Origin of the sequence: Methylomicrobium lacus, assembly GCF_041897535.1 — a bacterium.
GTDB lineage: Bacteria > Pseudomonadota > Gammaproteobacteria > Methylococcales > Methylomonadaceae > Methylomicrobium > Methylomicrobium lacus_A.
The window spans coordinates 2,842,866-2,868,951 of the sequence record NZ_CP169217.1 but is presented as its reverse complement, the minus strand read 5'-3'; the positions used below and the strand labels follow the sequence as shown (position 1 = coordinate 2,868,951).

Annotated in this window: 22 protein-coding genes; 14 read left to right on the top strand and 8 right to left on the bottom strand. The window is 56.3% G+C overall.

Annotated elements, in window-relative coordinates:
• Positions 1 to 73 precede the first annotated feature (73 nt).
• From tkt to hxlA, 3 genes are all read right to left on the bottom strand, one after another.
• Positions 74 to 2,068 (bottom strand): transketolase, encoded by a 1,995-nt coding sequence (tkt, locus tag ACEPPP_RS12590; RefSeq protein WP_374087193.1) that lies wholly within the window; start codon positions 2,066 to 2,068, stop codon positions 74 to 76.
• Positions 2,069 to 2,188: 120 nt separating this feature from the next.
• Positions 2,189 to 2,722, bottom strand: coding sequence for a 6-phospho-3-hexuloisomerase (hxlB, locus tag ACEPPP_RS12585; protein ID WP_374087192.1), 534 nt, complete (start codon positions 2,720 to 2,722; stop codon positions 2,189 to 2,191).
• 2 nt (positions 2,723 to 2,724) lie between these two features.
• Positions 2,725 to 3,366, bottom strand: coding sequence for a 3-hexulose-6-phosphate synthase (gene hxlA / locus ACEPPP_RS12580; protein ID WP_374087190.1), 642 nt, complete (start codon positions 3,364 to 3,366; stop codon positions 2,725 to 2,727).
• A gap of 440 nt (positions 3,367 to 3,806) precedes the next feature.
• On the opposite strand from hxlA, the gene ACEPPP_RS12575 reads away from it, so the two are divergent.
• Both ACEPPP_RS12575 and dhaK read left to right on the top strand, forming a co-directional pair.
• A complete protein-coding gene (locus ACEPPP_RS12575) occupies positions 3,807 to 4,643 on the top strand; it encodes an HAD-IIA family hydrolase (protein WP_374087188.1) in 837 nt (278 codons plus the stop codon).
• A 17-nt stretch (positions 4,644 to 4,660) separates the two neighbouring features.
• Positions 4,661 to 5,650, top strand: a complete 990-nt coding sequence (dhaK, locus tag ACEPPP_RS12570; protein WP_374087187.1) for a dihydroxyacetone kinase subunit DhaK — start codon at positions 4,661 to 4,663, stop codon at positions 5,648 to 5,650.
• On the opposite strand, the gene dhaL is transcribed toward dhaK, so the two are convergent.
• Positions 5,633 to 6,277 carry a dihydroxyacetone kinase subunit DhaL gene (gene dhaL / locus ACEPPP_RS12565; protein WP_374087185.1) on the bottom strand — a complete coding sequence of 215 codons (645 nt, stop codon included), beginning with the start codon at positions 6,275 to 6,277 and terminating at the stop codon, positions 5,633 to 5,635. The two genes, dhaK and dhaL, sit on opposite strands and share 18 nt — an antisense overlap.
• Positions 6,278 to 6,367: 90 nt before the next feature.
• Between dhaL and ACEPPP_RS12560 the strand changes: the two genes are divergently transcribed.
• From ACEPPP_RS12560 to ACEPPP_RS12550, 3 genes are all read left to right on the top strand, one after another.
• Positions 6,368 to 7,270, top strand: coding sequence for a carbohydrate kinase family protein (locus tag ACEPPP_RS12560; protein ID WP_374087183.1), 903 nt, complete (start codon positions 6,368 to 6,370; stop codon positions 7,268 to 7,270).
• Positions 7,271 to 7,322: 52 nt separating this feature from the next.
• Positions 7,323 to 7,859, top strand: a complete 537-nt coding sequence (cobO, locus tag ACEPPP_RS12555; protein WP_374087181.1) for a cob(I)yrinic acid a,c-diamide adenosyltransferase — start codon at positions 7,323 to 7,325, stop codon at positions 7,857 to 7,859.
• 134 nt (positions 7,860 to 7,993) lie between these two features.
• Positions 7,994 to 8,380 (top strand): hypothetical protein, encoded by a 387-nt coding sequence (locus ACEPPP_RS12550; RefSeq protein ID WP_374087179.1) that lies wholly within the window; start codon positions 7,994 to 7,996, stop codon positions 8,378 to 8,380.
• A 54-nt stretch (positions 8,381 to 8,434) separates the two neighbouring features.
• Here the strand turns inward: ACEPPP_RS12550 and eutC are convergent, their stop codons facing one another.
• Positions 8,435 to 9,178 carry an ethanolamine ammonia-lyase subunit EutC gene (gene eutC / locus ACEPPP_RS12545; RefSeq protein WP_374087178.1) on the bottom strand — a complete coding sequence of 248 codons (744 nt, stop codon included), beginning with the start codon at positions 9,176 to 9,178 and terminating at the stop codon, positions 8,435 to 8,437.
• A complete protein-coding gene (locus tag ACEPPP_RS12540; protein WP_374087176.1) occupies positions 9,175 to 10,563 on the bottom strand; it encodes an ethanolamine ammonia-lyase subunit EutB in 1,389 nt (462 codons plus the stop codon). The genes eutC and ACEPPP_RS12540 overlap by 4 nt, the downstream gene beginning before the upstream one ends.
• 203 nt (positions 10,564 to 10,766) lie before the next feature.
• On the opposite strand from ACEPPP_RS12540, the gene ACEPPP_RS12535 reads away from it, so the two are divergent.
• A complete protein-coding gene (locus ACEPPP_RS12535; protein WP_374087174.1) occupies positions 10,767 to 12,215 on the top strand; it encodes a flavin monoamine oxidase family protein in 1,449 nt (482 codons plus the stop codon).
• Positions 12,216 to 12,308: 93 nt separating this feature from the next.
• Positions 12,309 to 13,364 carry an AI-2E family transporter gene (locus ACEPPP_RS12530; protein WP_374087173.1) on the top strand — a complete coding sequence of 352 codons (1,056 nt, stop codon included), beginning with the start codon at positions 12,309 to 12,311 and terminating at the stop codon, positions 13,362 to 13,364.
• A 74-nt stretch (positions 13,365 to 13,438) separates the two neighbouring features.
• On the opposite strand, the gene purM is transcribed toward ACEPPP_RS12530, so the two are convergent.
• Positions 13,439 to 14,476: a phosphoribosylformylglycinamidine cyclo-ligase gene (gene purM / locus ACEPPP_RS12525; RefSeq protein WP_374087171.1), complete on the bottom strand. Its 1,038-nt coding sequence runs from the start codon at positions 14,474 to 14,476 to the stop codon at positions 13,439 to 13,441.
• A 218-nt stretch (positions 14,477 to 14,694) separates the two neighbouring features.
• Between purM and ACEPPP_RS12520 the strand changes: the two genes are divergently transcribed.
• The 3 genes from ACEPPP_RS12520 (at position 14,695) to ACEPPP_RS12510 (ending at position 17,598) form a co-directional block, all read left to right on the top strand.
• On the top strand, positions 14,695 to 15,267 hold the full coding sequence (locus ACEPPP_RS12520) for a hypothetical protein (protein WP_374087169.1): 573 nt from the start codon (positions 14,695 to 14,697) through the stop codon (positions 15,265 to 15,267).
• Between the two features lie 183 nt (positions 15,268 to 15,450).
• A complete protein-coding gene (locus tag ACEPPP_RS12515; RefSeq protein ID WP_374087167.1) occupies positions 15,451 to 15,930 on the top strand; it encodes a methylated-DNA--[protein]-cysteine S-methyltransferase in 480 nt (159 codons plus the stop codon).
• A 195-nt stretch (positions 15,931 to 16,125) separates the two neighbouring features.
• Complete coding sequence (locus ACEPPP_RS12510) at positions 16,126 to 17,598, top strand: RimK family protein (RefSeq protein WP_374087165.1); 1,473 nt, start codon at positions 16,126 to 16,128, stop codon at positions 17,596 to 17,598.
• Here the strand turns inward: ACEPPP_RS12510 and ACEPPP_RS12505 are convergent.
• Positions 17,563 to 18,504 carry a serine/threonine protein kinase gene (locus tag ACEPPP_RS12505; RefSeq protein WP_374087164.1) on the bottom strand — a complete coding sequence of 314 codons (942 nt, stop codon included), beginning with the start codon at positions 18,502 to 18,504 and terminating at the stop codon, positions 17,563 to 17,565. The genes ACEPPP_RS12510 and ACEPPP_RS12505 overlap by 36 nt on opposite strands.
• Positions 18,505 to 18,547: 43 nt before the next feature.
• Here ACEPPP_RS12505 and ACEPPP_RS12500 point away from each other — a divergent pair, with 43 nt between their 5' ends.
• From ACEPPP_RS12500 to ACEPPP_RS12485, 4 genes are all read left to right on the top strand, one after another.
• Entirely contained in the window at positions 18,548 to 19,414 is an 867-nt protein-coding gene (locus tag ACEPPP_RS12500; protein WP_374087162.1) for a YicC/YloC family endoribonuclease, read from the top strand.
• A 539-nt stretch (positions 19,415 to 19,953) separates the two neighbouring features.
• A complete protein-coding gene (locus ACEPPP_RS12495) occupies positions 19,954 to 22,203 on the top strand; it encodes a CHASE2 domain-containing protein (RefSeq protein WP_374087160.1) in 2,250 nt (749 codons plus the stop codon).
• Between the two features lie 124 nt (positions 22,204 to 22,327).
• Positions 22,328 to 25,696, top strand: a complete 3,369-nt coding sequence (locus ACEPPP_RS12490) for a tetratricopeptide repeat protein (RefSeq protein WP_374087159.1) — start codon at positions 22,328 to 22,330, stop codon at positions 25,694 to 25,696.
• A 73-nt stretch (positions 25,697 to 25,769) separates the two neighbouring features.
• Positions 25,770 to 26,027, top strand: a complete 258-nt coding sequence (locus ACEPPP_RS12485) for a hypothetical protein (protein WP_374087157.1) — start codon at positions 25,770 to 25,772, stop codon at positions 26,025 to 26,027.
• Positions 26,028 to 26,086: the final 59 nt, after the last annotated feature.

Here is a 26,086-nt window from a genome sequence, read left to right as displayed (position 1 = left end):
CCGAGTTGTGACTCTGTGCGGCCCAGGATCTCGTCAACTGACGGGATGAACGCGCCATCCCGCCTTTTTTCAATTAAAGTACAGCTTCCACGTGCTTGACAACATTTTCGACGGTGAAGCCAAACTCCTTGAAAAGCAGTCCTGCCGGCGCCGACTCACCGAAGTGGTCGATACCGACGATCTTGCCGTTGCTGCCGACATAACGCCACCAACCCTCGGTGACGCCGGCTTCAACTGCAACCCGCTTGGTCACGGCCGCCGGCAATACCGATTCACGGTATTCCGCATCCTGCGCATCGAACACGTTGGTCGACGGCATCGAAACGACGCGAATCTTGCTGCCTTTCGCGCGGAGTTCGTCCGCCGCTTTCACCGCCAACTCGACTTCGGAACCGGTCGCGATGATGATCGCATCCGGTTGGCCTTCGCTGTCGCTCAGGATGTAGCCGCCGCGAGCAATCAATTGGATTTGATCTTCGCTGCGTGGAATGTGCGGCAGGTTTTGCCGTGAGAACACCAGCGTGGACGGACCGTCTTTACGCTCGATCGCCGCGCGCCAGGACACCGCCGTTTCGACCGCATCGCAAGGACGCCAGACATGCATGGTCGGAATCATCCGCAAGGTCGCGATTTGTTCGATCGGCTGGTGGGTCGGACCGTCTTCGCCCAGACCGATGGAGTCATGGGTGAAAACAAAGATCGAACGGATCTTCATCAAAGCAGCCATCCGCAATGCGTTACGCGCATATTCGGAGAACATCAGGAAGGTCGCACCGAACGGAATCAGACCGCCGTGCAGAGCGATACCGTTCATGATCGCGGACATGCCGAATTCACGCACGCCGTAGTTCACATAGTTCGCGTCCGGCTTGTTCGCACGCATCGGCTTGTAACCGGACCATTCGGTCATGTTCGAGCAGCCAAGGTCGGCCGAACCGCCGAAAATTTCCGGCAGCAATTTCGCATAACCTTCGATCGATGCCAACGATGACAGACGGGTCGCGGTGGTTTTGGCTTGCGCATTCACGGAAGCGACAAAGCTGTCCGCATCGGCTTGCCAGTTCGCCGGCAGATCGCCGTTCATCCGGCGTTCGAATTCGGCCGCCAGTTCAGGATAAGCCGTTTTATAGGCCGCAAACGCCTCGTTCCAGGCTTTCTCGGCCGCCGTGCCTTTCGCTTTCGCGTCCCAACCCGCATAAACTTCGGCAGGCACTTCGAAAGGACCGTGATCCCAGCCCAGAGCCGCCTTGGTCAGGTTGATTTCTTCTTCACCCAGTGGCGCGCCGTGGCAGGCATGAGTGCCGGCTTTGTTCGGCGCACCGAAACCGATCGTGGTCTTGCAGCAGATCAAGGTCGGCTTGTCGGTCATCACTTTCGCCAGCTCGATCGCTTTGTTGATCGCTTCGGAATCGTGACCGTCGACGTCAGGAATCACATGCCAGCCATAGGCTTCGAAACGCTTCGGGGTATTGTCGGTAAACCAGCCTTCGACGTGACCGTCGATAGAGATGCCGTTGTCGTCCCAGAACGCGATCAGGTTGCCGAGGCCCAACGTACCGGCCAGCGAGCAGGCTTCATGGGAAATGCCTTCCATCAAGCAGCCGTCGCCCAGGAATACATAGGTCTTGTGATCAACAACTTTATGGCCGTCTTTATTGAAATGCGCAGCCAGGGCTTTTTCGGCAATCGCCATACCGACCGCATTGGTAATGCCTTGACCCAGAGGACCGGTCGTGGTTTCAACACCCGGCGCATAGCCATATTCAGGATGGCCTGGAGTTCTGGAGTGCAACTGACGGAACTGTTTCAGATCTTCGATCGACAAGTCGTAACCGGTCAGATGCAGCAGGGAATAAATCAGCATTGAGCCGTGGCCATTGGACAGCACGAAGCGGTCGCGGTTTGGCCATTTTGGGTTGACCGGATTGTGGCGCATGTGGTCGTTCCACAAAACCTCGGCAATATCCGCCATACCCATCGGGGCGCCTGGATGGCCCGAATTTGCTTTTTGTACAGCATCCATGCTCAAAGCGCGAATGGCGTTAGCTAATACACGGCGCGATGCCATAGTCTTCTCCTTCGTTGGTAAATTATGTTGTGTTAATCAGCCTATTCAGCGTCAGATGATTTCGTCGCCAAACACAAGAGAAAAGAACGGGCAGCCTGGGCCGCCCGTTCTGGGTTTACGCTATTCTAGGTTAGCGTGCCTTTCTCTCATGATTTCTTCCGGGATGCCCTTCTCATGGATGATATGAGAAATGGTGGCTTCCAGGAAAAACAGGGTCGACAGTTCGAAAACCGTACCCATCGGCATTCCGACCACTTTTCCGTATTGTTCAGCCTGACCGATCTGGAATACCGCATCGGCCAAGTCGCCTATCGTGGAGCTGCCCTTTGCCGAAATCAACACAATGTCCGCGCCGACTTTTTTAGCGCTTTTCGTGAAGGCGATCAGCTGCTCGGTCTCGCCCGAGCCTGAAATGATAATCAACAAGTCGCCGCTTTTGATGCTGGGCGTGACTATCTCGCCTACAACGCTGACATCATAGCCGGCATGTACCAGCCGCATCGCAAAAAAATTGCCGACGAGCTTGGAACGACCGGCGCCTGAAACAAATATACGCTTGGCGTTGTCAAGCATCTGGGTCAAGCGTTGATCATAGGATGGATCAGTCGCCGACAGAATGCCTGAAATCTTGTCTATGATGAGTTGCTGATGCATTGTTATACAGCTTCAACCAGTTCGCGAATTTCACGCGCAGCGTCAGCTGGGGAAGGAGCACCGTAGATCGCTGCGCCGACCACGATGATGTTTGCACCGGCTCTGACGACGTCTTGTACGGTTGAAGCCTTGATACCGCCAGCAACAGAAATTCTGACGTTCAGGCCCAATCTAGCGATGTCGCTCAGGTCGCCGAATGGAGTGTGACCTGCTGCTTGAGCGTCCAGACCGGTGTGTACGCCCATGATGTGAGCGCCGGCTTCAGCGGTTGCGCGTGCGCAAGCCACTTTGTCTTCAACGTTGATCAGGTCGATTTGAGCTTCTGCGCCATGCGCGTTAGCCGCTTTGATGACGCCTTTGCAAGTTGCCAGGCCGGATACGCCCAGAACGGTGCAGATGTCAGCGCCGGCCGCGTAGAAAGGAGTCGCTTCGTATTCGCCGGCATCCATAGTCTTCAGGTCAACCAGGATCAGTTTTTCAGGGAATCTGGCGCGCAGATCTTTAACCAGGTTAACACCGTTGTGCTTGATGCAAGGAGTTCCGATTTCGAAAATATCAACGTGTGGCGCTACGGTTTCAGCCAGCGCGATCGTTGCGTTGTAATCCAGAGAATCTAATGCGATTTGAATTAATGGTTTTGCCATGATATTGCTCCAATGGTTTGTTATTGTAGTTAGGTGATTACCTGTTTAATGCGAACGCTACTGTAAATTAGAAAGGGGAGTCATGTCAATGATCCGTGCCGAATACAGTAACGGCGCCTTCTGCCGGCCTTCCGGAGCACTTCAAAAACAAGCTACTATTCAGTCAGTTATCCGCTTTTTTTTGCCGATTTTACCAAGTTTCGCCGGGGGTCTTTGCACGTTCTCCGCACGTTCGAAAACACCCATTTTTTGGCATTTCTGTACCGAATTTGCCGCTTTTTTGCGCCAGATAGCGTAAAATCTGTTGCGCCTTGCGATGACTCCCGCCGCCTGTGGCCTAACCCCACCTTTTTCGCCCCCATTCTCGCCGCAAACAAACTGGACAAGCGCCTGAATCTTATGCCAAGCTGTTGCGAGTCTGAGTGAAGAGAAAACAGTTTATGGAATCTTTCAAGTCTATCCGCGCGATGATCATCGACATGGACGGGGTGCTCTGGCACGGCAGCGTGCCTCAGCCCGGCCTGTGCGAGTTTTTCGAAACCCTGCGCGACCTGCAAATCCGCTTCATCCTGGCGACCAACAATGCCAGCCAGACGCAGGATCAATATGTAAATAAGCTCGCCGACATGGGCGTGACCGTCTCCAGGGATGAAATATTGACGTCAGGCATGGCGACCGCGCTGTATCTCGCCGAACACACCGACCCGGCTTCGACCCGCGTGTTCGTGGTCGGCGAAGACGGCGCTTGCGGGCCCTTGCGCGAACAAGGCTTTACCCTGACCGGATTGTACGAACTCAAAACCGAAAAAACCCCGGATGCGCAAGGCGCGGACATCGTCGTCTGCGGTAAGGATTCGACGCTGAGCTGGGCCAAGCTCGCGACCGCAACCTTGAACATCCGGGCCGGCGCCCGGTTCGTCGCCACCAATGCCGACACGACCCTGCCGACCGAATACGGAGTCACCCACGGCAACGGCGCGATCCTGGCCGCGCTGACCGCCGCGACCGGCGTTTCGCCGATGGTGATCGGCAAACCGGAGCCGATCATGTACCGGCAGGCGATGAAGCTATTGGCCTCCGACCCCGCCGAAACGATCGCGATCGGCGACCGCCTCGAAACCGACATCCTCGGCGCGGTGCGCACCGGCATTCGCAGCCTGATGGTATTGACCGGCATATCGAGCGAAGCCGATCTGCGCTCCTCTGACTATCAACCGACCTGGCTGATGCCGGACATCATCGCCGTGACCGAGGCCCTGCGCCGCCAAGCCAACTAACAGCCGGAGCCCAAGCTATGAAAAAATTCATCAACACCATCGACAGCCTGCTCGAAGACAGTCTGAAGGGTTTTGCAAAAGCGCATGCGGACATCGTCGAACTGAACCAAGAGCCGCACTTCATCAAGCGCGCCAAGCTAGGGAGCCCCGGCAAGGTCGTGCTGATTTCGGGCGGCGGCTCCGGCCACGAACCGCTGCACAGCGGCTTCGTCGGCCTGGGCATGCTCGATGCGGCCTGTCCCGGGCAAATCTTCACCTCGCCGACGCCGGATCAAATGCTGGCCGCCGCCGAGGCGGTCGATCAGGGCGGCGGCGTGTTGTTCATCGTAAAAAACTATGCCGGCGACGTGATGAATTTCGAGATCGCGGCCGAAATGCTCGAAATCCCGAATGCGACCGTGCTGGTCAACGACGACGTGTCGCTGCCCAAGACGCACAGCATCGGGCGGCGCGGCGTCGCCGGCACCCTGATCGTCGAAAAGATGGTCGGAGCTGCCGCCGAAGCCGGCGCCGATCTGGCGGCCTGCAAGGCGCTCGGTGACAGGATCAACCAGTCCACCGCCTCGATCGGCGTCGCCTTGACCAGCTGCACGGTGCCCGCGCTCGGCAAGCCGACCTTCGATCTGGGCGATCAGGAAATGGAAATGGGCGTCGGCATCCACGGCGAACACGGCCGCGAAACGCTGCCTTTAGCCAACGCCAGTGAAATTGTCGAGCATCTGGCCCGGGCGATCGATGAGGAACTCAAACCGCAACCAGGCCAGTCCGTGCTGCTGCATGTAAACGGCTTCGGCGCCACGCCGCTGATCGAACTGCACCTGATTTATCATCTGGCCGCGCAATACTGGGAGCAGCGCGGCGTCGTGATTGCCCGCTCGCTGGTCGGCAATTTCACGACCTCGCTGGACATGGCCGGCGCTTCGCTGACATTGACCTTGCTGGACGAGGAAATGATCCGGCTCTGGGACGCGCCGGTCAATACGGCCGCCTTACGTTGGGGCGCCTGAAGAGGCGATCACTGCCGCAATCGCCGCGATCATCAACTGCGCGGTTTTCGCGCCCGCATCGATGTGCCCGAGGCTGCGCTCGCCGAGGAAAGACGCCCTGCCCTTGGTCGCGAGCATTTTGCGGGTCGCCTCGACGCCGGTCTCGGCGGCGTGGGTTACGTCGGCCAGCAGTTCCTGCAACGAAATTGATGCGTCCGCCGAATTTTGCAAACTTTGCGCCGCCGGAATCAGCACATCGAGCATCGTTTTTTCGCCCGCATCGGCCTTGCCGCGCAGCTTGACCGACTCGACGCCCTGCGCGAACGCGGCCGCAAAGGCTGGCAAGTCGGCCGTCTTATCGCGCAGCGCCTTGCCGATCGTCACGAACAAGGTGCCGTAGAGAGATCCGGAGGCGCCGCCGACCGTCGACATCAGGGTCATGCCGATTTTCTGCATTACGACCGCCCAATCCAGCTGCCCGATCTCCGCGCTTTGCGCCTGCAAGGCATGGATGCCGCGCTGCAGATTGACCACATGATCGCCGTCGCCGATCGCCTGATCGAGCTGGGTGACGGCCTCGGCGTTTTTTTCGATCGCCTCGGCGATCGCCTGGATGATGCGGGGCAAAATTTCGGGACTGATCTGCATAGCGGGCCTCCAGGATCAAAAACGGCAAAGGTGATTGGGGTTTTCGATTAGAATAACGCGCATTTTACCGAGCTGTCCACACCCAAAACCATGACAAAACCGCTGATTGAAGTCGATGTGCTCTGTATCGGCCATGCCTCCTACGATCTGGTGTTCTCGGTCGATCATCATCCGGCCGCGGATGAAAAAACCTTCGCGACCGGCTTCATCGACTGCGGCGGCGGGCCGGCCGCGAATGCGGCGGTGACGGCCGCGAACCTCGGCTTCAAGGCCGCCTTCGCAGGCTACCTCGGCGCCGATTTCTACGGCGACAAACACCTGCAAGAACTGATCGCGCATGGCGTCGACACCGGATTGACCCTGCGCGGCCCCGCGCCGACGCCGATCTCGGCGGTGCTGGTGAAGCCCGACGGCAAGCGGGCGCTGGTCAATTACAAAATCGGCACCCATCCCTTGCCCGCCGACGCGCTCGATTTCAGCCGCATCAATCCCAAAGTGGTGCTGTTCGACGGCCACGAGCCGCAGGTTTCTGCGGCCTATTGCCCAACCCTGCGCGCGCAAAAGATACCGACCGTGCTCGATGCCGGCTCCCTGCACGAAGGCACTGAGGCCCTGATGACTCAGGTCGATTATCTGGTTTGCTCGGAAAAATTCGCCGTGCAGGTCGCAGGCTCCGTTGCAAGCGCGCTCGCTCAATTGGCCCAGGTCGCGCCGAATGTCGTGATCACGCTCGGCGAAAGAGGCCTGTTCTGGCGCCGCGGCGGCGAACAAGGCTTCATGCCGGCCTTCGAGGTTCCGGATGTCGATTCGACCGGCGCCGGCGATGCCTTTCACGGCGCCTTCGCGGCGGCGGTCTCGCAGCGGATGGCTTGGCCGGATGTTTTGCGCTATGCCAGCGCGGCAGGCGCCTTGTGCTGCACGAAGATGGGCGCGCGTCCGGGCCTCCCGACCCGGGAAGAACACCGCCGCCTGTTCGAGCAAGGCCGTTTATAAAACCGTCCGGATGAGCGCTTTTCCGAATTCAACATAATCAACTTCGTAACCTATGAAAGACAGAAACAGACGCCAAGGCCTGATCGTGGTCAACACCGGCGCAGGCAAAGGCAAGTCGTCCAGCGCGTTCGGCATGGCGTTTCGCGCCGCCGGCTGGGGCATGAAAGTCTGCGTGATCCAGTTCATCAAAGGCCAGTGGCAGACCGGCGAGCAAAAAGCCGCCCAGCATTTCGACAATATCGAATGGCATGCGCTCGGCGACGGCTTTACCTGGGACACCAAGAATCCCGAGCAGGACATCAAGACCAGCCGCGAGATTTGGGAGCTCTGCAAACAAAAAATCATGTCCGAAGAATTCGACGTGGTCGTGCTGGACGAGATCAATTACTGCTGCGGTTACCACTGGATCAGCGGCCAGGAAATCGCCGAATTCATCGCCCAACACCGGCCGCGCTGGATGCATCTGATCCTGACCGGACGCAACGCGGCGCCCGAGGTGATCGATATCGCCGACACGGTCACCGAAATGACCCAGGTCAAGCATGCCTATCAACGCGGTATCAAGGCGGAACAAGGGATAGAATTTTAAGTCTCTGTTGCAGGATTCGGCACTTTACATTGCCGGGAACGCCTAATTCGCTTAGAATTCGTAAGGAAGTTGGCCGGGAGACCGGACTGAGCATAACTGGGATAATTCATTAATAACAAAAGCAGAGGTGCCAAATGAGTGAAGAGACTGAAGATACCAAAATGAGTGATACGACCAAGCTGATGTGGGCCGTCATCGGCGTGTTCGTGGTCGGCTTCATCGTCGTCGGAGTCAGCAAACAGGAATCGCCGCAAACAGTCGAAGCGCAGTCGATGCTCAGAAACTATGTCGCGATCCAGCAAATGGCCAACCAAAAATGCCCGGCCGCGATCCTGAAAGAAACCGGTGAAGAAGCGTTCTTCCCTTCTGAAGATCCAATAACCGACAAGGAAACCTACATCACCTTGAAATGGAAGGGCGAGAAAAACTTCAAGGAAGCCTCCTGCACGCTGCACGGTTCAATAGGCGGCATCTCCGAATTGATCATCGACGGCAAGACCATCATCAAAAAGAAGATCTAATCGATCGTTTTGTGAGTTTCGGAGCCATGCAACGCATGGCTCCGCTTTGCCTTTTCAATCAAGTAACTGTTTAGGCATGTCGTCCTTCAACCCCACCCCCGACAATCCCCGCTGCAGGGCTTCATAACTCAAATAAGCCAGTTTCGCCGCGGCCGCCTGATAGGACATTCCCTCCGGCGGACGGATATTCGAAATGCAGTTGCGCTCCGCATCGGTCCTGCCCACTTGCGGCGCGTAGGTCAGGTAGATGCCCAGACTGTCGGCCGCGCTGAGCCCAGGGCGCTCGCCGACCACGATCACGGACAGGCGCGCATTCAGCAAGGCGCCGATTTGATCCGCCAGCGCGACCCGCGCATTCGGCACCAAACAGACCGGCCCGCAGCGTAAGGGGATGTCCTGATAAACCGCAACGATAGCCTTTAGCAGCGCCAGACCGTGGCGCTCGACCGCGATCGAAGACAGGCCGTTACTGATCACCAGCGCCACGTCGACCGCCGGTTGCTGACGTTCCAGCAACGTCTGCCGGCTGACCTCGTCGAGACATCGTCCCAGATCGGGTCTTTGCAGATACTGCACCCTGCCCGCAACCGGCGTCGAGAGACATAAGGGCTCCAGGCCGATAAGCGTGGCCTCTTCCGCAAAGCGCTCGATGTCCCAGGGTTGATGAATCGCATCCCGCGCCAAGGCATGCGCGAGCTCAAAATCGAGTGATGCCTCCGTCGGCAGACCACAGCCGGCATGGCCTTGCGCGATTCTGGCCTGGGTAAAACGGCGGAGATTGTGCCAGGGATCATTCATACCGTCAGCTCCGAAAGTCCGCCGAAATCGCTCAGCAAGCGCGTTTCCTGCCGGCCGTCCCCCAGCCGGTTGCTTTGATCGAAAATGCCTATCGCCTGCAGCCAGGCCTCGAATTCGGGCGCCGGCCGGAGCCCCAACACCTCGCGCAGATAGAGCGCGTCATGGAACGAGGTGCTCTGATAGGCCAGCATGATGTCGTCCGCGCCCGGAATGCCCATGATGTAATTACAACCGGCGACGCCGAGCAAGGTCAGCAAAGTGTCCATGTCATTCTGGTCCGCCTCGGCGTGATTGGTGTAACAGATGTCGCAACCCATCGGCAACCCCAGGAGCTTGCCGCAAAAATGGTCTTCGAGCCCGGCGCGGATGATCTGCTTGCCGTCATACAGATACTCGGGCCCGATGAAGCCGACGACCGTATTGACCAGCAGCGGCGAAAATTCGCGCGCGACCGCATAGGCCCGCGCCTCGCAGGTTTGCGCATCGATGTCGTGATGTGCGTTCGCGGACAAGGCGCTGCCCTGCCCGGTTTCGAAATACATCAGCTGGTTGCCGATGCTGCCCCGGCCCAGCGCTTCGGCCATCGCCTTCGCTTCGCGCAGGAGAGAAAGATCGATGCCGAAACTGCGGTTCGCCGCCTCGGTGCCGGCGATCGACTGAAAGACCAGATCGACCGGCGCGCCGCGCCGCATCAACTCGATGCTGGTCGTCACATGCGCAAGTACGCAGGACTGCGTCGGTATCTCGTAGCGACTGATAATGTCATCGAGCAGATTCAGCAAGGTATGCACGTTCTGCAGGTTGTCGGTCGCAGGGTTAATGCCGATCACCGCATCGCCGCTGCCGTAGAGCAGCCCATCCAGAATCGAGGCGGCGATCCCGCGAGGATCGTCGGTCGGATGATTCGGCTGCAGGCGCGTCGACAGCCTGCCCGGCAGTCCGAGGGTATTCCGAAAACGGGTCACGACCCGGCAGCGGCGCGCGACCGCGATCAAATCCTGATTGCGCATGATCTTGCTGACCGCGGCGACCATTTCCGGCATCAAGCCTGGCGCCAGCGCAGCCAAATCGCCTTTGCCCGCCAACAGCCAGTCGCGAAATTCGCCGACCGTCAGCGCCGCGACCGGCGCGAATGCGGCCGCGTCGTGCCGCTCCAGAATCAACCGCGAGACTTCATCCTGTTCCGGCGCGATCAACGGCTCTTCGATGAATTGCCGTAAAGACACATCGGCCAACAGCCGCTGTGCCAGCGCGCGTTCGACCTCAGTCTCCGCCCCAAGCCCTGCCAATTCATCGGCCGACCGCCGCGGCGACGCCTTCGCCATCAAGGTTCGGAGATTCCTGAACTGATACGATTTGCCTTGTACGGTCGCGGAATAATTCATACGGGAAGACCTTAATGCGGCGCCTTAAACGGTCAAAAAACGGCTCAGAATAGGACAAGCCGATGACAATACCGTGACAAAACAAAACGCTCGGAAAACACCGGCAGAATCCAAAGCGATGTCACAAAACCCTTTTATGCATTTGATCATTTCGTTGCTATATTGGCAATAGACTTTTCTACGCCCCGGAACTTCGACGCCCCATGCCGATACAACATTCATCTTTTCGCTTTTTGCCAAGCCTCTGCGCCCTGTTCATCTTGTGCCTGACGTCATGCACGCCGCAGCTGCATCAAAACGCGGCGAAAGAGAATCCCGACGTGCTGATCGTCGGCGCGGGCCTTGCCGGCCTCAGCTCGGCCTATCAACTGCAGAAAGCCGGCAAAACGGCCTTGATACTCGAAATGACTCCCCACATCGGCGGCCGCATCCGCACCGCTCGCTATGCCGATCAGGCCCATGCCGAAGTCGGGCTGGCAGAGTTTTGGGGCAACAACCCGGCGCTCGCTATTTTTCGGGAGTTGGACATTCCGCTCGAAACCGCCTATACCAGCTTTTCAAGTTTCAGTTATCAGGGCAAATTATATCCCTTTACGCATGACACCAACCTGGAATTCCTGGAAGCGTTCATCGGCAAGGACGAAATGCCGGCTTACCGGGCCTGGGACCAAAAAATGGCCAATCTGTACCGACAGCTGGACCGCCGCCCGCTCACCCCCGAACTCGAATCGTTACAGGACATCTCGTTCGCCGACTGGATCCGGCAACAGAGCGGCCTGCCGCCCAAGGCGCAGGAATTTGTCCGACTCGAAACCGAACCGGAGTTTGCGACCTCTTGGGAAAAAATCAGCGCGCTCGACGGCATCGCCGAATGGCATATCTTCTCGGGACAAGGCACACAGCCCTATCATGTGATCGGCGGCAACCAGCGCGCCGCGGAAAAGATCGCCGATGCGATCGGGCGCGACAACATCCGCCTGAATCAACTGGTCACGCACATCCGATCGAGCGCTGCCGGCGTGGAAGTCACCGCGACCGACATGAAAACCTACGAACAAAAGGTTTACCGCGCCGATTATGTGATTACCGCGATCCCTTTGTTCAGGCTCAACGACATCCAGTTCGACCCGCCGCTGTCGGAAGCACGCCAGGAAGCGATACAGACCCAGAGCGGCGGCGCCTACTTTACCGCGCACCTCAAAGTCGACCACAGCGCCAGCCGCTATTGGACGCAAGACGGCGAAAGCATCCTGCCGATCCTGACCGACGGCCCGCTGGGCGTGATCTACGAAGGCCATGTCGAGGCCGGTAAGGATGCGCTGTTGAACTTGCTGGTGACCGGCGCTTATGCGGAGCGTTTCAATTCGAGGATCGGCAGCCCCGACGAGATTCGCGAAATGCTGCTCGCGGCGCTCGACAAACAATGGCCGGGTTTCAGCCCTGCGGTCAAACAAATGACCTTCTACCGCTTCCATCCGCGCGCGATAGCGTCCTGGCCGCTCGGCCGGTCGCGTTTAGATCAGTATTCCGATGCGCTCAGAACACCGCAGGGCCGGATTTATTTTGCCGGCGATTTTACCGAGGATACGCATTCGAATGGCGCCGCACACTCGGCCTTACGGGTCGTGAAAGACATTCTGCGGCAACACTGACAAAGGCAAAACAATAGCCGTTAGCAAAACAGTTGTCGATGAGCGCAATTCTCGGCATACTCCTCAGCCACCCACTTTTTTCAAGGCGCGCACATGACCGATTCACAAAAATGGCAGCTCTTTTCGCTCATCGGCCTGACCGTTTGGCTGACTTACCTGCTCGCGCCGGTATTGATGCCGTTTGCCGTAGCGTTGATGCTGGCTTATCTGGGCGACCCGTTGACCGACCGGCTGGAGCGCTTCAAGCTATCCAGGACGCAGGCGGTCTCGGTGGTGTTTTTCTCGATGACGCTGGCATTCTGCCTGATCCTGCTTTGGCTGCTGCCGCAGCTTGATCATCAACTCGAACGCTTCATCGCCAGCTTGCCGGCCTATGCCGAGTGGCTGAATCAGACCGCGATTCCCTGGCTGCATCAACGTTTCAATCTAGACATCAAGCCGCTCGAAACCCAGGCCGCGGTGAACCTGATCAAAAGCCATTGGCAGACGGCCGGCGGCGCGGCGAGCGTGTTGCTGCGCTCGCTGTCGGATTCCGGCGGCATGATCCTGGCCTGGATCATGAATCTGCTGCTGGTTCCGGTCGTGACATTCTATTTGCTGCGCGACTGGGACAGCCTGATGGCCAAGCTGCATGACCTTCTGCCGCGGCGCATCGCGCCGACTATCGCCGGACTGGCCGGCGAGTTCGATGCGGTGTTGTCGGCGTTCGTACGCGGGCAATTTTATGTGATGCTGGCGCTCGGCGCGATTTACAGCATCGGGCTCGGCCTGACCGGGCTCGATCTGGCGCTGTTGATCGGCATGACGGCGGGACTGGTCAGCTTCGTGCCTTATCTCGGCGCGATCGTCAGCATCGTCAGCGCCTCGCTGGCCGCGGCGCTGCAATTTCACGATGCGGCGCATCTGATCTGGGTGCTGGCCGTATTCGGCGTCGGCCAACTGCTGGAAGGGATGGTGTTGACGCCGATGCTGGTCGGCGACAAGATCGGCCTGCACCCGGTCGCGGTGATCTTCGCGATCATGGCCGGCGGGCAATTGTTCGGCTTTCTGGGAATTCTGCTGGCGCTGCCCGCCGCTTCGGTAATCATGGTCATGCTCAGGCATGCGCATGACGGGTATAAGGACAGCGAGTTTTACAGCCGGGTTTGAAAGGATGGACCTGTCAGGTTTTTAAAACCTGGCAGGTCTTCGGTTGGGAAGCGGAGTCGGAGTGAGCGTATACGCTACGCGTAAACGACTTTCGGCTTGCCTTCGCCCGCAATCAGCCTGCCGATCGGATACACGGCCTCGCCCAAAGCGACCAGCGTGTCCAGAACCGCCTGCTCGTCTTCCGCCGCGACGCAGACGATCATGCCGATGCCGCAGTTGAAGGTGGTCAGCATGTCGGCTTCGGCGACATTGCCCTGCGCTTGCAGCCATTTGAATACCGGAGGCAATTGCCAGGCCGACAGATCGATCTCGGCGTTGATGCCGTCCAGCAGCACGCGCGGCAGGTTTTCGGTGATGCCGCCGCCGGTGATGTGCGCCAGCGCATGCACGTCGATCTTGTCGAGCAGCGCGAGCAACGGCTTCACATAAATCCTCGTCGGCGCGAGCAAGGTTTCGCCGAGGCTTTTGCCCTCGAACGGCGCATCCAGTCTAGCGCCGCTGACTTCTATGATCTTGCGGATCAGCGAGTAACCGTTCGAATGCGGACCTGAGGAGGCGATACCGATCAATTTGTCGCCGACCTTGACCTTGGCGCCGTCCAGCGCCTTGCTTTTCTCGACGATACCGACGCAAAAGCCGGCCAGGTCGTATTCGCCGTCCGCATACATGCCCGGCATTTCGGCCGTTTCGCCGCCGACCAGCGCCGCCCCGGCCTGTTCGCAGCCCTTGCCGATGCCTTCGATCACCGCCGCGGCGGTATCGACGTCGAGCCTTCCGGTCGCGAAATAATCGAGAAAAAACAAAGGCTCCGCGCCCTGCACGATGATGTCGTTCACGCACATCGCGACCAGATCGATGCCGACCGTGTCATGCACGTTCAGGTCGATCGCCAGCTTCAGCTTGGTGCCGACGCCGTCGGTGCCGGATACCAGTACCGGCTCGCGGTAGCGGTCCAGAGGCAGTTCGAACATCGATCCGAAACCGCCCAGCCCGGCCATCACGCCGGCGGTGCGGGTTCTCGCGGCGATCGGTTTGATCCGCTCGACCAGGCTGTTGCCGGCCTCAATATCGACGCCGGCGCTTTTATAATTCAGGCTCTGTTGCTCGCTCAAGGCAGTGCTCTCTCAAAAAATTTTAATCGCCCTATTGTACAAGACAACCCGGGTTTTGGGTGAGCCTGTCGCACGGCTTTTTTTAGGTAAACCAGCGAATTGGTTACGCATCAGCAAAAACTTTACGGTTGAATTTAGCCCGAAAACTCATTAAAGTGGGCCGATCGGGGCTATCGGTAGGGATAGTTTTCTTTCAAAATGAATGGGTAGGTATGTCTATGAAAACAAGAATAATAAAATGTGCATCGGTCATCGCGATCCTGCTGGCGGCGCAAACCGCAAGCGCCTACGAAGACGAAAAAACCGAAGTGCTCTGCAAAGACCCCAAATTCACCGACTTCACGCTGAAAGAATACCTCGAGCCGGAAAAGATCGAAGTGCCGCCGGAAGCCGCGTTCGAGTTCAAAGTCTCCGCCTGGTCGAATCCGGCGACGATCCGACTGAGCGGTCGAAATGAAAATATTCCTTTCACGGTCGAAAGCAACAGCAGCTTCCACCGGATCAAAGCCAAATTACCGGCCAGCATGACCGGCAAATTCGTCAGAATCAATGCCGCGGTAAAGGCGGTATTGGGCTGCGAAGAGAAAAAAGGCTGGCTGGTCAAGGTCTCCGAAGGACCAGCCGCGGCCCCTGCTCCTGAAACCGCGGCACCGGCTCCCGCAACGCCGGCGGAAGCAGCCAAGCCGCAAGCTGGCGAGGCACCCAAAGCCGAAACGCCGGCGGCTCCAGCCGCTCCCGCGCCTTCGGCGCCTGCCGCCACGGCCGAACCGGCCCAGCCTGCGCCCCAGTAAGCCCTTTTTATTGCTCCGACTTTCACTCGCGGACACGCACCGAAACCCTGCATAACGCCTACATGCTGGGTTTCGCGCCTCACCCGATCCTCGATCCTTAATCCCTGGGGATTTATGACGACGTCCCATTATCGCCACGGCGGAGCCGATACCCACATATGCTTCGCAATAGAGAAATGCTCGTTGGGTTCGATTCTAGTCGCAATGAGCGAGCGCGGCGTTTGCGCGATCGCATTAGGCGACGATCCCGATGCGCTAACGCGTGATTTGCTTGATCGATTTCCAGAAGCCGAACGGATCGGCGGTAACCGCGAGCTCGAAAAATATGTCGCCGCAGTGATCGACTTTATCGAAATGCCGGCTTTGGGACTGGATTTACCGCTGGATGTGCGCGGCACCGCGTTTCAGCAAAAAGTATGGCAAGCACTCAGGCAAATCCCGGCAGGGACAAAAATCAGTTATTCCGAAATTGCTGAATGCATCGGCTCTCCGAAAGCGGTGCGGGCGGTGGCGACGGCTTGCGCGGCCAATACCTTGGCGGTGGCGATTCCCTGTCATCGCGTAGTCCGGTCCGACGGCAGCCTGTCCGGCTATCGTTGGGGCGTAGAACGCAAGGCCGAATTACTGCGAAGGGAAAGCAAAACATCAACGCCAGGGATTTGATCTGCGCGTTACATCAATCATCCCTCACGGCATTTTCCCGCATTCATGCCCCGTTAATTCGCGCCCCCATACCATGCCCTCCTAAATTGCGGCTAAAATTAATCCGCCTCCCCAAAACTCCCGATCTTATGACTTGTCTACCGCGGCAAGTGATTTCAAAATGCTGACTTTCCGAGTTAAGGAATAAATTTTATTATGGCGCGCACCGTACTGGTTGTTGACGATCTGGCCGACTGGAGCCCTTATTACCCCAGCGAGCATGTGATCCCTTTCGAAACCTACCTGGCCACCGATCAGGACGGCGCGGACGAGCGCGTGCGGGTGATCAATCTGTGCGGCAGCTACCGCTATTTGTCCGACGGCTATTACTGCTCGCTCTTGGCCGAGGCACGCGGCCACCATGTGATCCCCTCGGTCAAGGTACTGAACGATTTGGGCAAGAAAGCCTTGTACCGGCTACAGATCGAGGATTTGTCGCAGACCCTGGCCAAGGCCTTCAAAACCCAAAACAAACAGCAGGAAATCAAACTGCTCAGCTTCTTCGGCACCACCCCGGACCCGGAATTCCAGGATGTCGCTCGCCTGTTGTTCGAGCGCTTTTCCTGCCCGGTGCTCGAAGTCACCCTGAGTTATCGGGACCGCTGGGAGATCAACGCCTTGCGCGCGGTCTCGCACCGCAGCCTCGACGATGCGCAGCAGACGCTGTTCGCCGAGGCGCTCGATCAATTCAGCAAGAAGGTCTGGCGCAAGGGCCGCGTGCGCAAGGCGACGCGCTATGACCTCGCGATCCTGGTCAACCCGGATGAAGACATGCCACCGAGCAACCGCGGCGCGTTGAAGAAGTTCATCAACGCCGGCCGCCAGCTCGGCATCGATGTCGAGTTGATCACCCAACAGCATTATGTGCGCCTGCCCGAGTTCGACGGCCTGTTCATCCGCGAAACCACCGCGATCGACCACCATACCTACCGTTTCGCGAAAAAGGCCGAAGCCGAGGGCCTGGTCGTGATCGACGATCCGACCTCGATGCTGCGCTGCACGAACAAGGTCTATCTGGCCGACCTGTTCCGCACGCACAAGGTGCCGTCGCCGAAGACCTGGCTGCTGCACAAGGGCAATGCGGTCCATCTGGACCGGCTGGAGGCCGAAGCCGGCTACCCGGTCGTGATCAAGATTCCGGACGGCTCGTTTTCGCGCGGCATCGTCAAGGTGAACAACCGCCAGGAACTGGAGCAGAAGCTGCCGGAACTGTTTCAGAAATCGGCATTGCTGTTGGCGCAGGAGTTTCTTTATACCGATTTCGACTGGCGCATCGGCATCTTCAACAACAAGGCCCTGTATGCCTGCCGCTATTACATGGTCAAGAATCACTGGCAGATCTACCGGCACGGCGGCAGCCGCACCGACTCGGGCAATTTCGACACCCTGCCGACCTTTGAGGTGCCCAAAGCGGTGCTCGATGCGGCACTGAAAGCGACTCAGCCGATCGGTAACGGCTTTTACGGCGTCGATGTGAAGGAGAAAAACGGCAAGGGTTATGTGATCGAGGTGAACGACAATCCGAATATCGACAGCGGCATCGAGGACAAATATTTGGGCGACGAACTCTATCGCCTGATCATGGAAGAATTGCTACGGCGTATGGAAAACCGCAGCAAGGGACTTTGAGGCGCTGGACTCGGCGTTCAACGCCTCCCTGAGCTCGGCGGCGGATTGCGGCCTATCCTTCGGATACAGCCCCATCGCCCAGTCGATCGCCTGCAATAACGGCGCGGAATATTTCTTCTTGAACACTTTTGCCGCAGGCTCCAGCATGTCTTTTTCCGCGCGTTCGGGCGCCGGCTGCGGCGATTTCAACTCCAAACAGGCGCGCATGCTCGAACCGATCGCATAAATATCGGTCCACGGCCCGAGCGGCGCGCACAGATTATATTGTTCGATCGGCGAAAATCCCTTCGTCAACACCTTGGTCTGCTGCTGAGGCCTGACGGCCGGAAAGGCCTGAAACGCGCCGAAATCGAGCAATACCGCATCATTGCCGGGCCGCACCAGAATGTTGGCCGGTTTGATGTCCAGATGCAGATAGCGGTGTTCATGAATGTGGCCGACGCCGTCCAATAGGCTATTGAATACCGCCTTCACGAAGGCTTCGCTGGCATCCAAGGCTTTCCTCGCCAACACTTTTTCGAGCGTGACACCGTAGTTGTAAACCATCACCATGTAAGCGGTCGAATTGGCTTCAAAGAAATTGATCACTTCGACGATATTCGGATGCTTCAAGGTCGCCAACACGCGAGCTTCTTCAAAAAACAGCCGCCGGCCGCGCTTGAACAAGGCCTGAGACTCTTCGTCGTTGACCACGACCACATTGTTCCAGGTCCGGTGCGCCAATTTGCGCGGCAAATATTCCTTGATCGCAACCTGAACCTGGTCGGAAGTCTGCCGCGCCAGATAAACCGAGCTGAATCCGCCGTGCGCCAATTCCCGTTCGATCACATACTGGTCTATAATGGTGCCGGTTTGGAGATAGTTCCATTCTTTTGGATAGGTTTCGGGTTCGTAATATTCCGCCATCTGTGCACATTCGATTCTAAGCCCCGCTTATTATAGGTGAATAATGACTAAAAGTATGACGGCGTTTGCCAGCAGTGAAACCGAAATCGGCGCGCTGACGATTAATTGTGAATTACGTTCGGTCAATCACCGTTATACCGACATCCTGATCAAGCTGCCGGAACGTCTGCGTTTTGCCGAGACCGAAATACGCTCCGCGATCATGGCAAAGATCAGCCGCGGCAAGATCGAGTGCACGATCACCAGCAAGAAGCAGATCAAGGACTCGCAAAGCCTGTTCGTTAACCGCGACGCTGTGGCCGCGCTGTTGACCGCGGCACGGCAGATCGAGGAACAGATGACCGCGCCGCAGTCCTTTTCCGCGCTCGATGTGCTGGCCTTTCCAGGCATCCAGCAGGAGCCCGAACTGGACAAGGATGAGCTGAACCGGGGCATCGCCGAACTGGTCAACCGGACCTTGCTGAAGCTGCTGGAGGTGCGCGAGCGGGAAGGCCAACAACTCCAAATACTGATCGAGGATCGTTGCCGGAAAATGCAGATTTATACCGAAGCCGCCAAAAAGCGCATGCCCGACGTCCTGCAAGCGATCCGCAACAAACTGAAGGACCGCATCACCGATATGGTCGCCCAGCCCGATTTCGACCGGCTCGAACAGGAACTGGTGTTTCTGACGCAAAAACTCGACATCGCCGAAGAACTGGACCGGCTCGAGACGCACATCAAGGAAGTGTTGCGCGTGGTCCAGCAGGACGAACCGGTCGGCCGGCGGCTCGATTTTCTGATGCAGGAAATGAACCGCGAAGCGAACACGATGGGCGCAAAATCGTCCGACAAGGAAATCACCAAAATCTCGATCGAACTGAAGGTGCTGATCGAGCAGATTCGGGAACAGATTCAGAACATCGAATAGCGGAGGCCCTCACTCTTCGGCGTGAGAATGCGCATGCGGCATCATGTGAAAAATTCACCTGCTTGCTGTGTATTTTTTACTATCTTCATTCAGCGTTCGGCGGTACTCTAAAGTCGTTCAATGTTTCAGCCCTTGGTACCTGTCGCCTTGCTATGTTTACGCGTTGACCGGTCTTGTCGCACGCCCAGTCCCTCTCCTGACGCACGCAAGACACCTCCATAGCCAAGGCAACTGATCTTGAGTTCAGAGATCTTCAAAGAACAAGCTCACTCAGCGATGCCTCCAAACTCCAGGGGACAGGGACGTTCCCATACTTTTCAGCCGCGCCGGGCAAGCGGTTACGGCCTACTCTTCCCCCCTCCGCCCCTCTTGCGGATTGCCGAACGACTTGCCGAGCAATGTATTGTTCTCGCTTACGACTTTCCCCTTTCTTCCGTGGTCAAGGCTATAATGTCAGGCTAGTTCACGGCTTTTTGATCCCTGGGTTCTGAGCATTCAGCCAAATCGATCATAACAGCCCCTTCGCGCGCTTCCTGATCATGAATGTTTATAAAAAAACCTCGAATGCGGTTGTCTCGGCCTTGCTGATAGGGTTCTTGGGAGCCCTCCTCAGCGCGACGATGCCGGGTCTTTACCTCGAGGAAGAATGGGGCTTGCCCTGGCTGTTCAAAGCCCGCGGGGGGATCGCCTCACCTCGCGACGTCATCATCGTTACCCTGGATAAATCATCGCCGGAACAGTTGCACTTGCCCGAGAATCCGGAAAAATGGCCGCGATCGGTCTATGCCCGCTTAATCGAAACCTTAAACCGCTACGACCCTGCCGTGATCGCCTTGAACATCTATTTCGGCGAAGACCGCGAGCCTTCCAACGACACCAAACTCGCCAAAGCCATCGCGGCCGGCAGCAACGTGATTCTCAGCAACTATTTAAAACAATACACGTTTCCGTCCGCCGATCCCGCCAAGGCATTTACTTATGAAAAGGTCATCGACCCGATTCCGGTTTTAGCCCATGCCGCGCTCGGCGCGGCGCCTTTCCCGCTTCCCAAGACGGTCACGACCGTCAAGCAGTTCTGGACATTCAAACAAAGCGCCGGCGGCATCTCTACCTTTCCTGTCGTGGTTTTTGAATGCTTCGTATTGAAACGGGCTTATCCCGAAATCTTGCGCCTGCTGCGTCAAATCGATCCTGCACTGCAAGCGACTTTGCCGCCGACGTTTGACCAGCTGGCCGCCAAAGCTTCGGTTTTTGGAATTGCCACCCAGATCCGCCAAGCATTTGCCGCCCAATCCTTGCCTCAATTCAACGATCTGCTGGCCAGAGCAAATTATCCGCAGGAAACCTTGCGTTTATTGCGGTCGTGGTTTGCCTTGGCTAAAGGCGCCGACAACCGCTACTTCAATCATTACGGTAAAGCCGGCACGATTACCACCCTGCCTTTCCATCAGGTTCTGGAAGATAAGCGCTTGAATCCCAAACTTTTCCGCCATAAAGTCATTCTGATCGGCTACTCCGAAAATCTCGAACCGGAAAAGTTACAGGGATTTTATACCGATTTTTCCGGCGACATCAGCGCCACCCTCAGTTCCACCGAAATTGTCGCAACCGCTGCCGCCAATCTGATCGACGGCAGCGGCATACGGCCTTTGCCGCTGCAAACTCAATGTGCTCTGGTGCTGTTCTGGAGCTTCCTGCTGTTTGGCGTGTGCCGCGTGTGTACCTACCGGCTGGCGACAGTTTTAGTCATCCTACTGACCGCAGGCTACGCGGCCTTCGCCTATTTCCGCTTTACCGCCGACCATCTCTGGTTGCCGTTGTGTGTGCCCCTGCTCTTGCAAACGCCTGCGGTCGCGGCCGTGATGATCTTTTCTTATTTACAAAAAAACAAACAGGATCAGCAAAACCTGCATAAGACGCTCAGCTATTATCTGCCGGATAACGTGGTCAGCGCCATTGCCAATCAGGCCAGACTGGAAGCGATGCCGCATTATGGCGAGCTGGTGCACGGCGTTTGCATGGCGACCGATGCGGGCCGATACACGACGCTGTCCGAAACGATGGATCCTCTGACCCTGAATGCGCTCCTGAACCGGTACTATGGGGCGATGTTCCCGCTCGTCAAACATCATCACGGCATCATTTCCGATGTAATTGGCGATGCGATGCTGGCCTTATGGGCCACGCCATCGGAAGAATCCCAGCACAAAATCAACGCCTGCCATGCCGCGCTGGAAATCAAAACGGCCGTCGACCATTTTAACCGGTCGCAGCCTTATCAATTGCCGACACGCCTGGGTTTGCATTTCGGCGAGATGCATTTGGGCAACGTCGGCGCGATGGAGCATTTCGAATACCGCGCGGTCGGCGATATCGTGAACACCGCCGTGCGCATCGAAGGCTTGAACAAGCTGCTGGGCACGCAGATCCTGGTATCTGCCAGCGTGATCGAGGGTTTGCCCGGCTTTTTCACTCGGGAAGTCGGCGCCTTCGTGCTGAAAGGAAAGACCCAGCCGGTCGAACTCTTCGAACTGATTGCCCCGCTCGATCAGCTTGATCCGGTCTGGCCTCCCTTAGCCGAAGCCTTTAGCGATGCGCTCAAATTATTTCAAAGCCACCGCTGGGCCGAGGCGCTGAACGCTTTTCTCGACATCGACCGGCAGCATCCGGGCGATGGGCCGACGCTTTTTTATATCCAATATCTGCGTCAGCGCCCGCCGGAAACCGGGCTTCTTGACCAGCCGGCACGCATCGAGCTAGGCAGTCCAATCAATCAGTTGCATTTATGATCGCCACATGCATACAATAAATGTTAATCTAGATAACGTTTTAGTTAGGGAGACCTAAAAACACGTTGGATTCCGTTTTATAGCCCAAGCGATCGATATGCATCGAAGACCTAAGCTTTACCCATTGCTGCTTTTTCTGCTCGCGCCTCTCGCAGTTGAGGCCGCATCGCTGTGCACGCAACCGGTCGCCAAAGTCGTCTCCCTCCAGGGCAAAGTGACCCGGCAATCACCCGGCAATCCGGCATGGGCGCAGGTACACGCGGATGACAGTTTTTGTCCCGGCGAAACCCTCCGCACCCAAAAATGGAGCCGCGCCACGCTGGTGTTAAGCAATGAATCGCTGATTACGCTCGACCAAGGCTCCACGTTGATTTTCTCGGAGCCCAAGAAAGAAAGCTCGCCTTGGCTGCTGAAATTATTGGAGGGAGTCAGCTATTTCCGCAGCCGACAGCCGCAACGGCTGGACGTTCAGACGCCGTTTATCAACGCGGTGCATGAAGGCACCGAATTTCTGGTCACGGTCGACAGCCGGCAAGCCCAAATTGCCGTATTCGACGGCCAGGTCGCGGCCACCAACGCCGCCGGCCGCATCCATATCAAAAAAGGCTATGTGGGCAGTGCCTCCCAAAATCAGCCGCCCCGCCTGCAAGCGCTGACAGTGGCCCCAACGGATGCGGTCCAATGGGCATTGTTCTATCCGCCGCTTATCGATTATCAACATTACGCCACACCTGCCGATCCGGTATTGGCGTCGGCGCTGGCAGCCTATCGGCAAGGCGACGTACAGCAGGCACTGACCCTACTGGATGGCGTCTCGATCGATGCTCAGCATGCCGATGTGGCGGCGCTGAAAGCCTCGCTCTTGCTCACGGTGGGCCGCGTCGACGAGGCATCGGCCAGCATCGACCAGGCCCAACGGCTGCACCATGACCCCAGCACGCTGTATGCGCTACAGGCGGTGATTGCGGTCGCCAAAAACCGGCAAGATACCGCCCTGGAACTGGCGCACAAGGCGGAGTCGCTGGATCCGAAATCATCGGTCGCCAAAATCGCCCTCTCCTACGCCTATCAGTCCTTATTTAAAATCGAAGAGGCGTTGAGCGCCACCCAACAAGCGACACAACTGGCGCCGGAGGATGCGCTGGCCTGGGCTCGGCTCGCGGAATTGCAGCTTTCGACCGGCCACCGTGACGAGGCATTGCTGGCCGCGCAAAAAGCCGAACAATTGAATCCGCAACTGGCCCGGACAAAGACCGTCCTAGGCTTCGCCGACCTCGCGCAAGTCGACACCGCCGCCGCCAAACGGGCTTTCGAACAGGCGCTGGCGCTGGATTCCTCCGATCCGATCGCCAGGCTGGGTCTGGGGCTCGCTAAAATCCGCAAGGGCGCGCTCCAGGAAGGCACCCGCGAGCTCGAAACCGCGGTCAACCTCGCCCCGACTGATGCAGTGAGCCGAAGCTATCTCGGCAAAGCCTATTATGAATTGCGCAACAAGGACTATGCCGGCACCGAATTGAACCTTGCCAAGGAGATGGACCCGAAAGACCCGACGCCCTGGTTTTACGATGCAATCCTGAAACAAACCATCAACCGGCCGGTTGAAGCCCTGCATGACATGCAAAAGGCGATCGAATTGAATGACAACCGGGGAGTTTACCGGTCCAGACTGTTATTGGATAGCGATAGTGCGGCGCGTAGCGCCAGCCTTGGCCGTATCTATAATGACCTGGGTTTTCAACAGCGCGGCTTGCTTGAGGGCTGGAACTCAATCAATCAAGATCCCGGCAACTATTCTGCCCACCGTTTATTATCGGATAACTATGCGGCCTTGCCCCGGCATGAAGTTTCGCGTCTAAGCGAGCTATTGAAAGCGCAGCTATTACAGCCCATCAATATAACCCCTGTACAGCCGCAGGCCGCAGAGTCCAATATATTGATATTAGATAGCCTGGGCCCCCAAATTACTTCTTTCAATGAATATAATCCGTTATTTACCCGGAATCGACTGGCTCTACAGGCATCAGGATTCTATGGCAGCCACGATACCTGGAGTGATGAAGCCGTACAGTCCGGCGTATGGGATAGATTTTCCTATAGTTTAGGCCAGTTTCATTACCATACCGACGGTTATCGAGAAAATAATGCGCAGAAAAAAGATATATACAATTTTTTTGCGCAGGCCGCCGTCACGACCAACGCCAATGTACAAGTTGAACTACGTCGATCTGAAGATGAATTCGGAGACATCAATCAGGGTTTTTTCAGGGATCAATTCTCTCTCATAAATCACGGACAAAATGAAAGCAATTCCATTCGTGGCGGCTTTCATTATGAGTTTAACGAGAATTCCAATTTATTAGCCTCTATTGTTCATAGAGAAGAAAATTTTTCCGGCATTGAAGAGATCTTTCCCGGTACCCATTTGAACTTTTCCCGTAAAGTTGAAGGCACGCAATATGAATTGCAACACCTCTACCTCAATGAACATTTTGATTTGACGTCGGGCATAAACTATATTTCCGACCAAAACCAAAATCAGAATTTAGACTTTTCTTCGGTTGATAATTTTTTTTTCCAGGCTCTAAACCTAAACGCAAAATCGGAGCATAAAGCCTTTTATCTCTACGCAAACACAAAAGTTATTCCAAATTTTTTGATTACGACCGGAGTATCACAAGATTTTTATCAAATTAAAAAACCCAATGACCTATCATCATTAACGCCAGACTATAGCAGCAACCCACTGAACCCTAAGTTTGGGGTAACCTGGAATCCGACAAAAAGCACGACGTTCAGATTTGCAGCTTTTCGTTCTTTAAAGCGCGGAATTATCCAAAAGCAGACGCTGGAGCCCACACAAATTGCCGGCTTCAATCAATTTTTCGACGACATCGATGGAGCGATCGCGCGGCGTATCGGATTTGGGTTGGATCACAGATTGAATGCCCGGCTATTTGCCGGGGCGGAAGTTTCCAGGCGGTACATCGAGACCCCATTTATTACCATCTTCAGTCCGACTTTTGACAAAACCCGGTGGAATGAAAAAAATGCCCGGACTTATATTAATTGGACATCCAATGAATTTGTTTCGCTCGGCGCAGAATACAATTATGAAAAACTGAATCGAAATAACAATTTTTTTGATACCGCAAATAATAATTCCAATTTTTTTACAGACCTGGAAACACATCGAGCGCAGGTATTCGGAAACCTTTATCATCCATCCGGGTTTCAATCAAAGCTGAGTTTATCTTATGTCAACCAGTCAGGCCTATTCACTTCAAAGCTCGATGGCACTGAAAGTTTCGCATCTTCTCGATTTTGGCTTTTGGATACCGAAATTGGCTACCGTTTACCCCGTCGTCATGGTTTAGCCGCATTAGGCATAAAAAACTTATTGGATGAGAAATTCAACTTTCAGGGCACCGATGTTAATTATCCAAGCTTCCCGCAGGGAAGATTCCTGTTTAGCCGCCTTACCTTGTCGTTTTAAATTGGAAATTCGACTAAAAAAGCATTTTATTTTTGATAAAACCCTAGATTAACTATCACTTGGAGCAAAAAAAATGAACTCACATGCCGTTAGCCATAAAAAAGACAGCTTTTTAGCCGTAAAAAAAATCCCCAAGCCATCGTCAAAGGTCTTAATTTTTTTTGCCATCGTGTTAGCGGCAGTCGCTTATATGTCATTTAAAACGGATAGCCCGAAAGTCACTTCCATGGCCTTTCAAGTTGTCGACCCGGCAAATTGCACATCCAACACCTGCACAAATGGCTACATGTGGAGATATATTAGTGGCGTGAAGGCCTGCACGACATGCTAAAAATAAATACCCAATATCATGAATTTAAAGCTTTTTAACATTTAGTGAATCATTGTTAT

Excerpts from the sequence above, each read along its gene's own strand:
- tkt (WP_374087193.1), bottom strand. The coding sequence starts at position 2,068 with ATGGCATCGCGCCGTGTATTAGCTAACGCCATTCGCGCTTTGAGCATG.
- hxlB (WP_374087192.1), bottom strand. The coding sequence starts at position 2,722 with ATGCATCAGCAACTCATCATAGACAAGATTTCAGGCATTCTGTCGGCG.
- hxlA (WP_374087190.1), bottom strand. The coding sequence starts at position 3,366 with ATGGCAAAACCATTAATTCAAATCGCATTAGATTCTCTGGATTACAAC.
- ACEPPP_RS12575 (WP_374087188.1), top strand. The coding sequence starts at position 3,807 with ATGGAATCTTTCAAGTCTATCCGCGCGATGATCATCGACATGGACGGG.
- dhaK (WP_374087187.1), top strand. The coding sequence starts at position 4,661 with ATGAAAAAATTCATCAACACCATCGACAGCCTGCTCGAAGACAGTCTG.
- dhaL (WP_374087185.1), bottom strand. The coding sequence starts at position 6,277 with ATGCAGATCAGTCCCGAAATTTTGCCCCGCATCATCCAGGCGATCGCC.
- ACEPPP_RS12560 (WP_374087183.1), top strand. The coding sequence starts at position 6,368 with ATGACAAAACCGCTGATTGAAGTCGATGTGCTCTGTATCGGCCATGCC.
- cobO (WP_374087181.1), top strand. The coding sequence starts at position 7,323 with ATGAAAGACAGAAACAGACGCCAAGGCCTGATCGTGGTCAACACCGGC.
- ACEPPP_RS12550 (WP_374087179.1), top strand. The coding sequence starts at position 7,994 with ATGAGTGAAGAGACTGAAGATACCAAAATGAGTGATACGACCAAGCTG.
- eutC (WP_374087178.1), bottom strand. The coding sequence starts at position 9,178 with ATGAATGATCCCTGGCACAATCTCCGCCGTTTTACCCAGGCCAGAATC.
- ACEPPP_RS12540 (WP_374087176.1), bottom strand. The coding sequence starts at position 10,563 with ATGAATTATTCCGCGACCGTACAAGGCAAATCGTATCAGTTCAGGAAT.
- ACEPPP_RS12535 (WP_374087174.1), top strand. The coding sequence starts at position 10,767 with ATGCCGATACAACATTCATCTTTTCGCTTTTTGCCAAGCCTCTGCGCC.
- ACEPPP_RS12530 (WP_374087173.1), top strand. The coding sequence starts at position 12,309 with ATGACCGATTCACAAAAATGGCAGCTCTTTTCGCTCATCGGCCTGACC.
- ACEPPP_RS12520 (WP_374087169.1), top strand. The coding sequence starts at position 14,695 with ATGAAAACAAGAATAATAAAATGTGCATCGGTCATCGCGATCCTGCTG.
- ACEPPP_RS12510 (WP_374087165.1), top strand. The coding sequence starts at position 16,126 with ATGGCGCGCACCGTACTGGTTGTTGACGATCTGGCCGACTGGAGCCCT.
- ACEPPP_RS12505 (WP_374087164.1), bottom strand. The coding sequence starts at position 18,504 with ATGGCGGAATATTACGAACCCGAAACCTATCCAAAAGAATGGAACTAT.
- ACEPPP_RS12500 (WP_374087162.1), top strand. The coding sequence starts at position 18,548 with ATGACTAAAAGTATGACGGCGTTTGCCAGCAGTGAAACCGAAATCGGC.
- ACEPPP_RS12495 (WP_374087160.1), top strand. The coding sequence starts at position 19,954 with ATGAATGTTTATAAAAAAACCTCGAATGCGGTTGTCTCGGCCTTGCTG.
- ACEPPP_RS12485 (WP_374087157.1), top strand. The coding sequence starts at position 25,770 with ATGAACTCACATGCCGTTAGCCATAAAAAAGACAGCTTTTTAGCCGTA.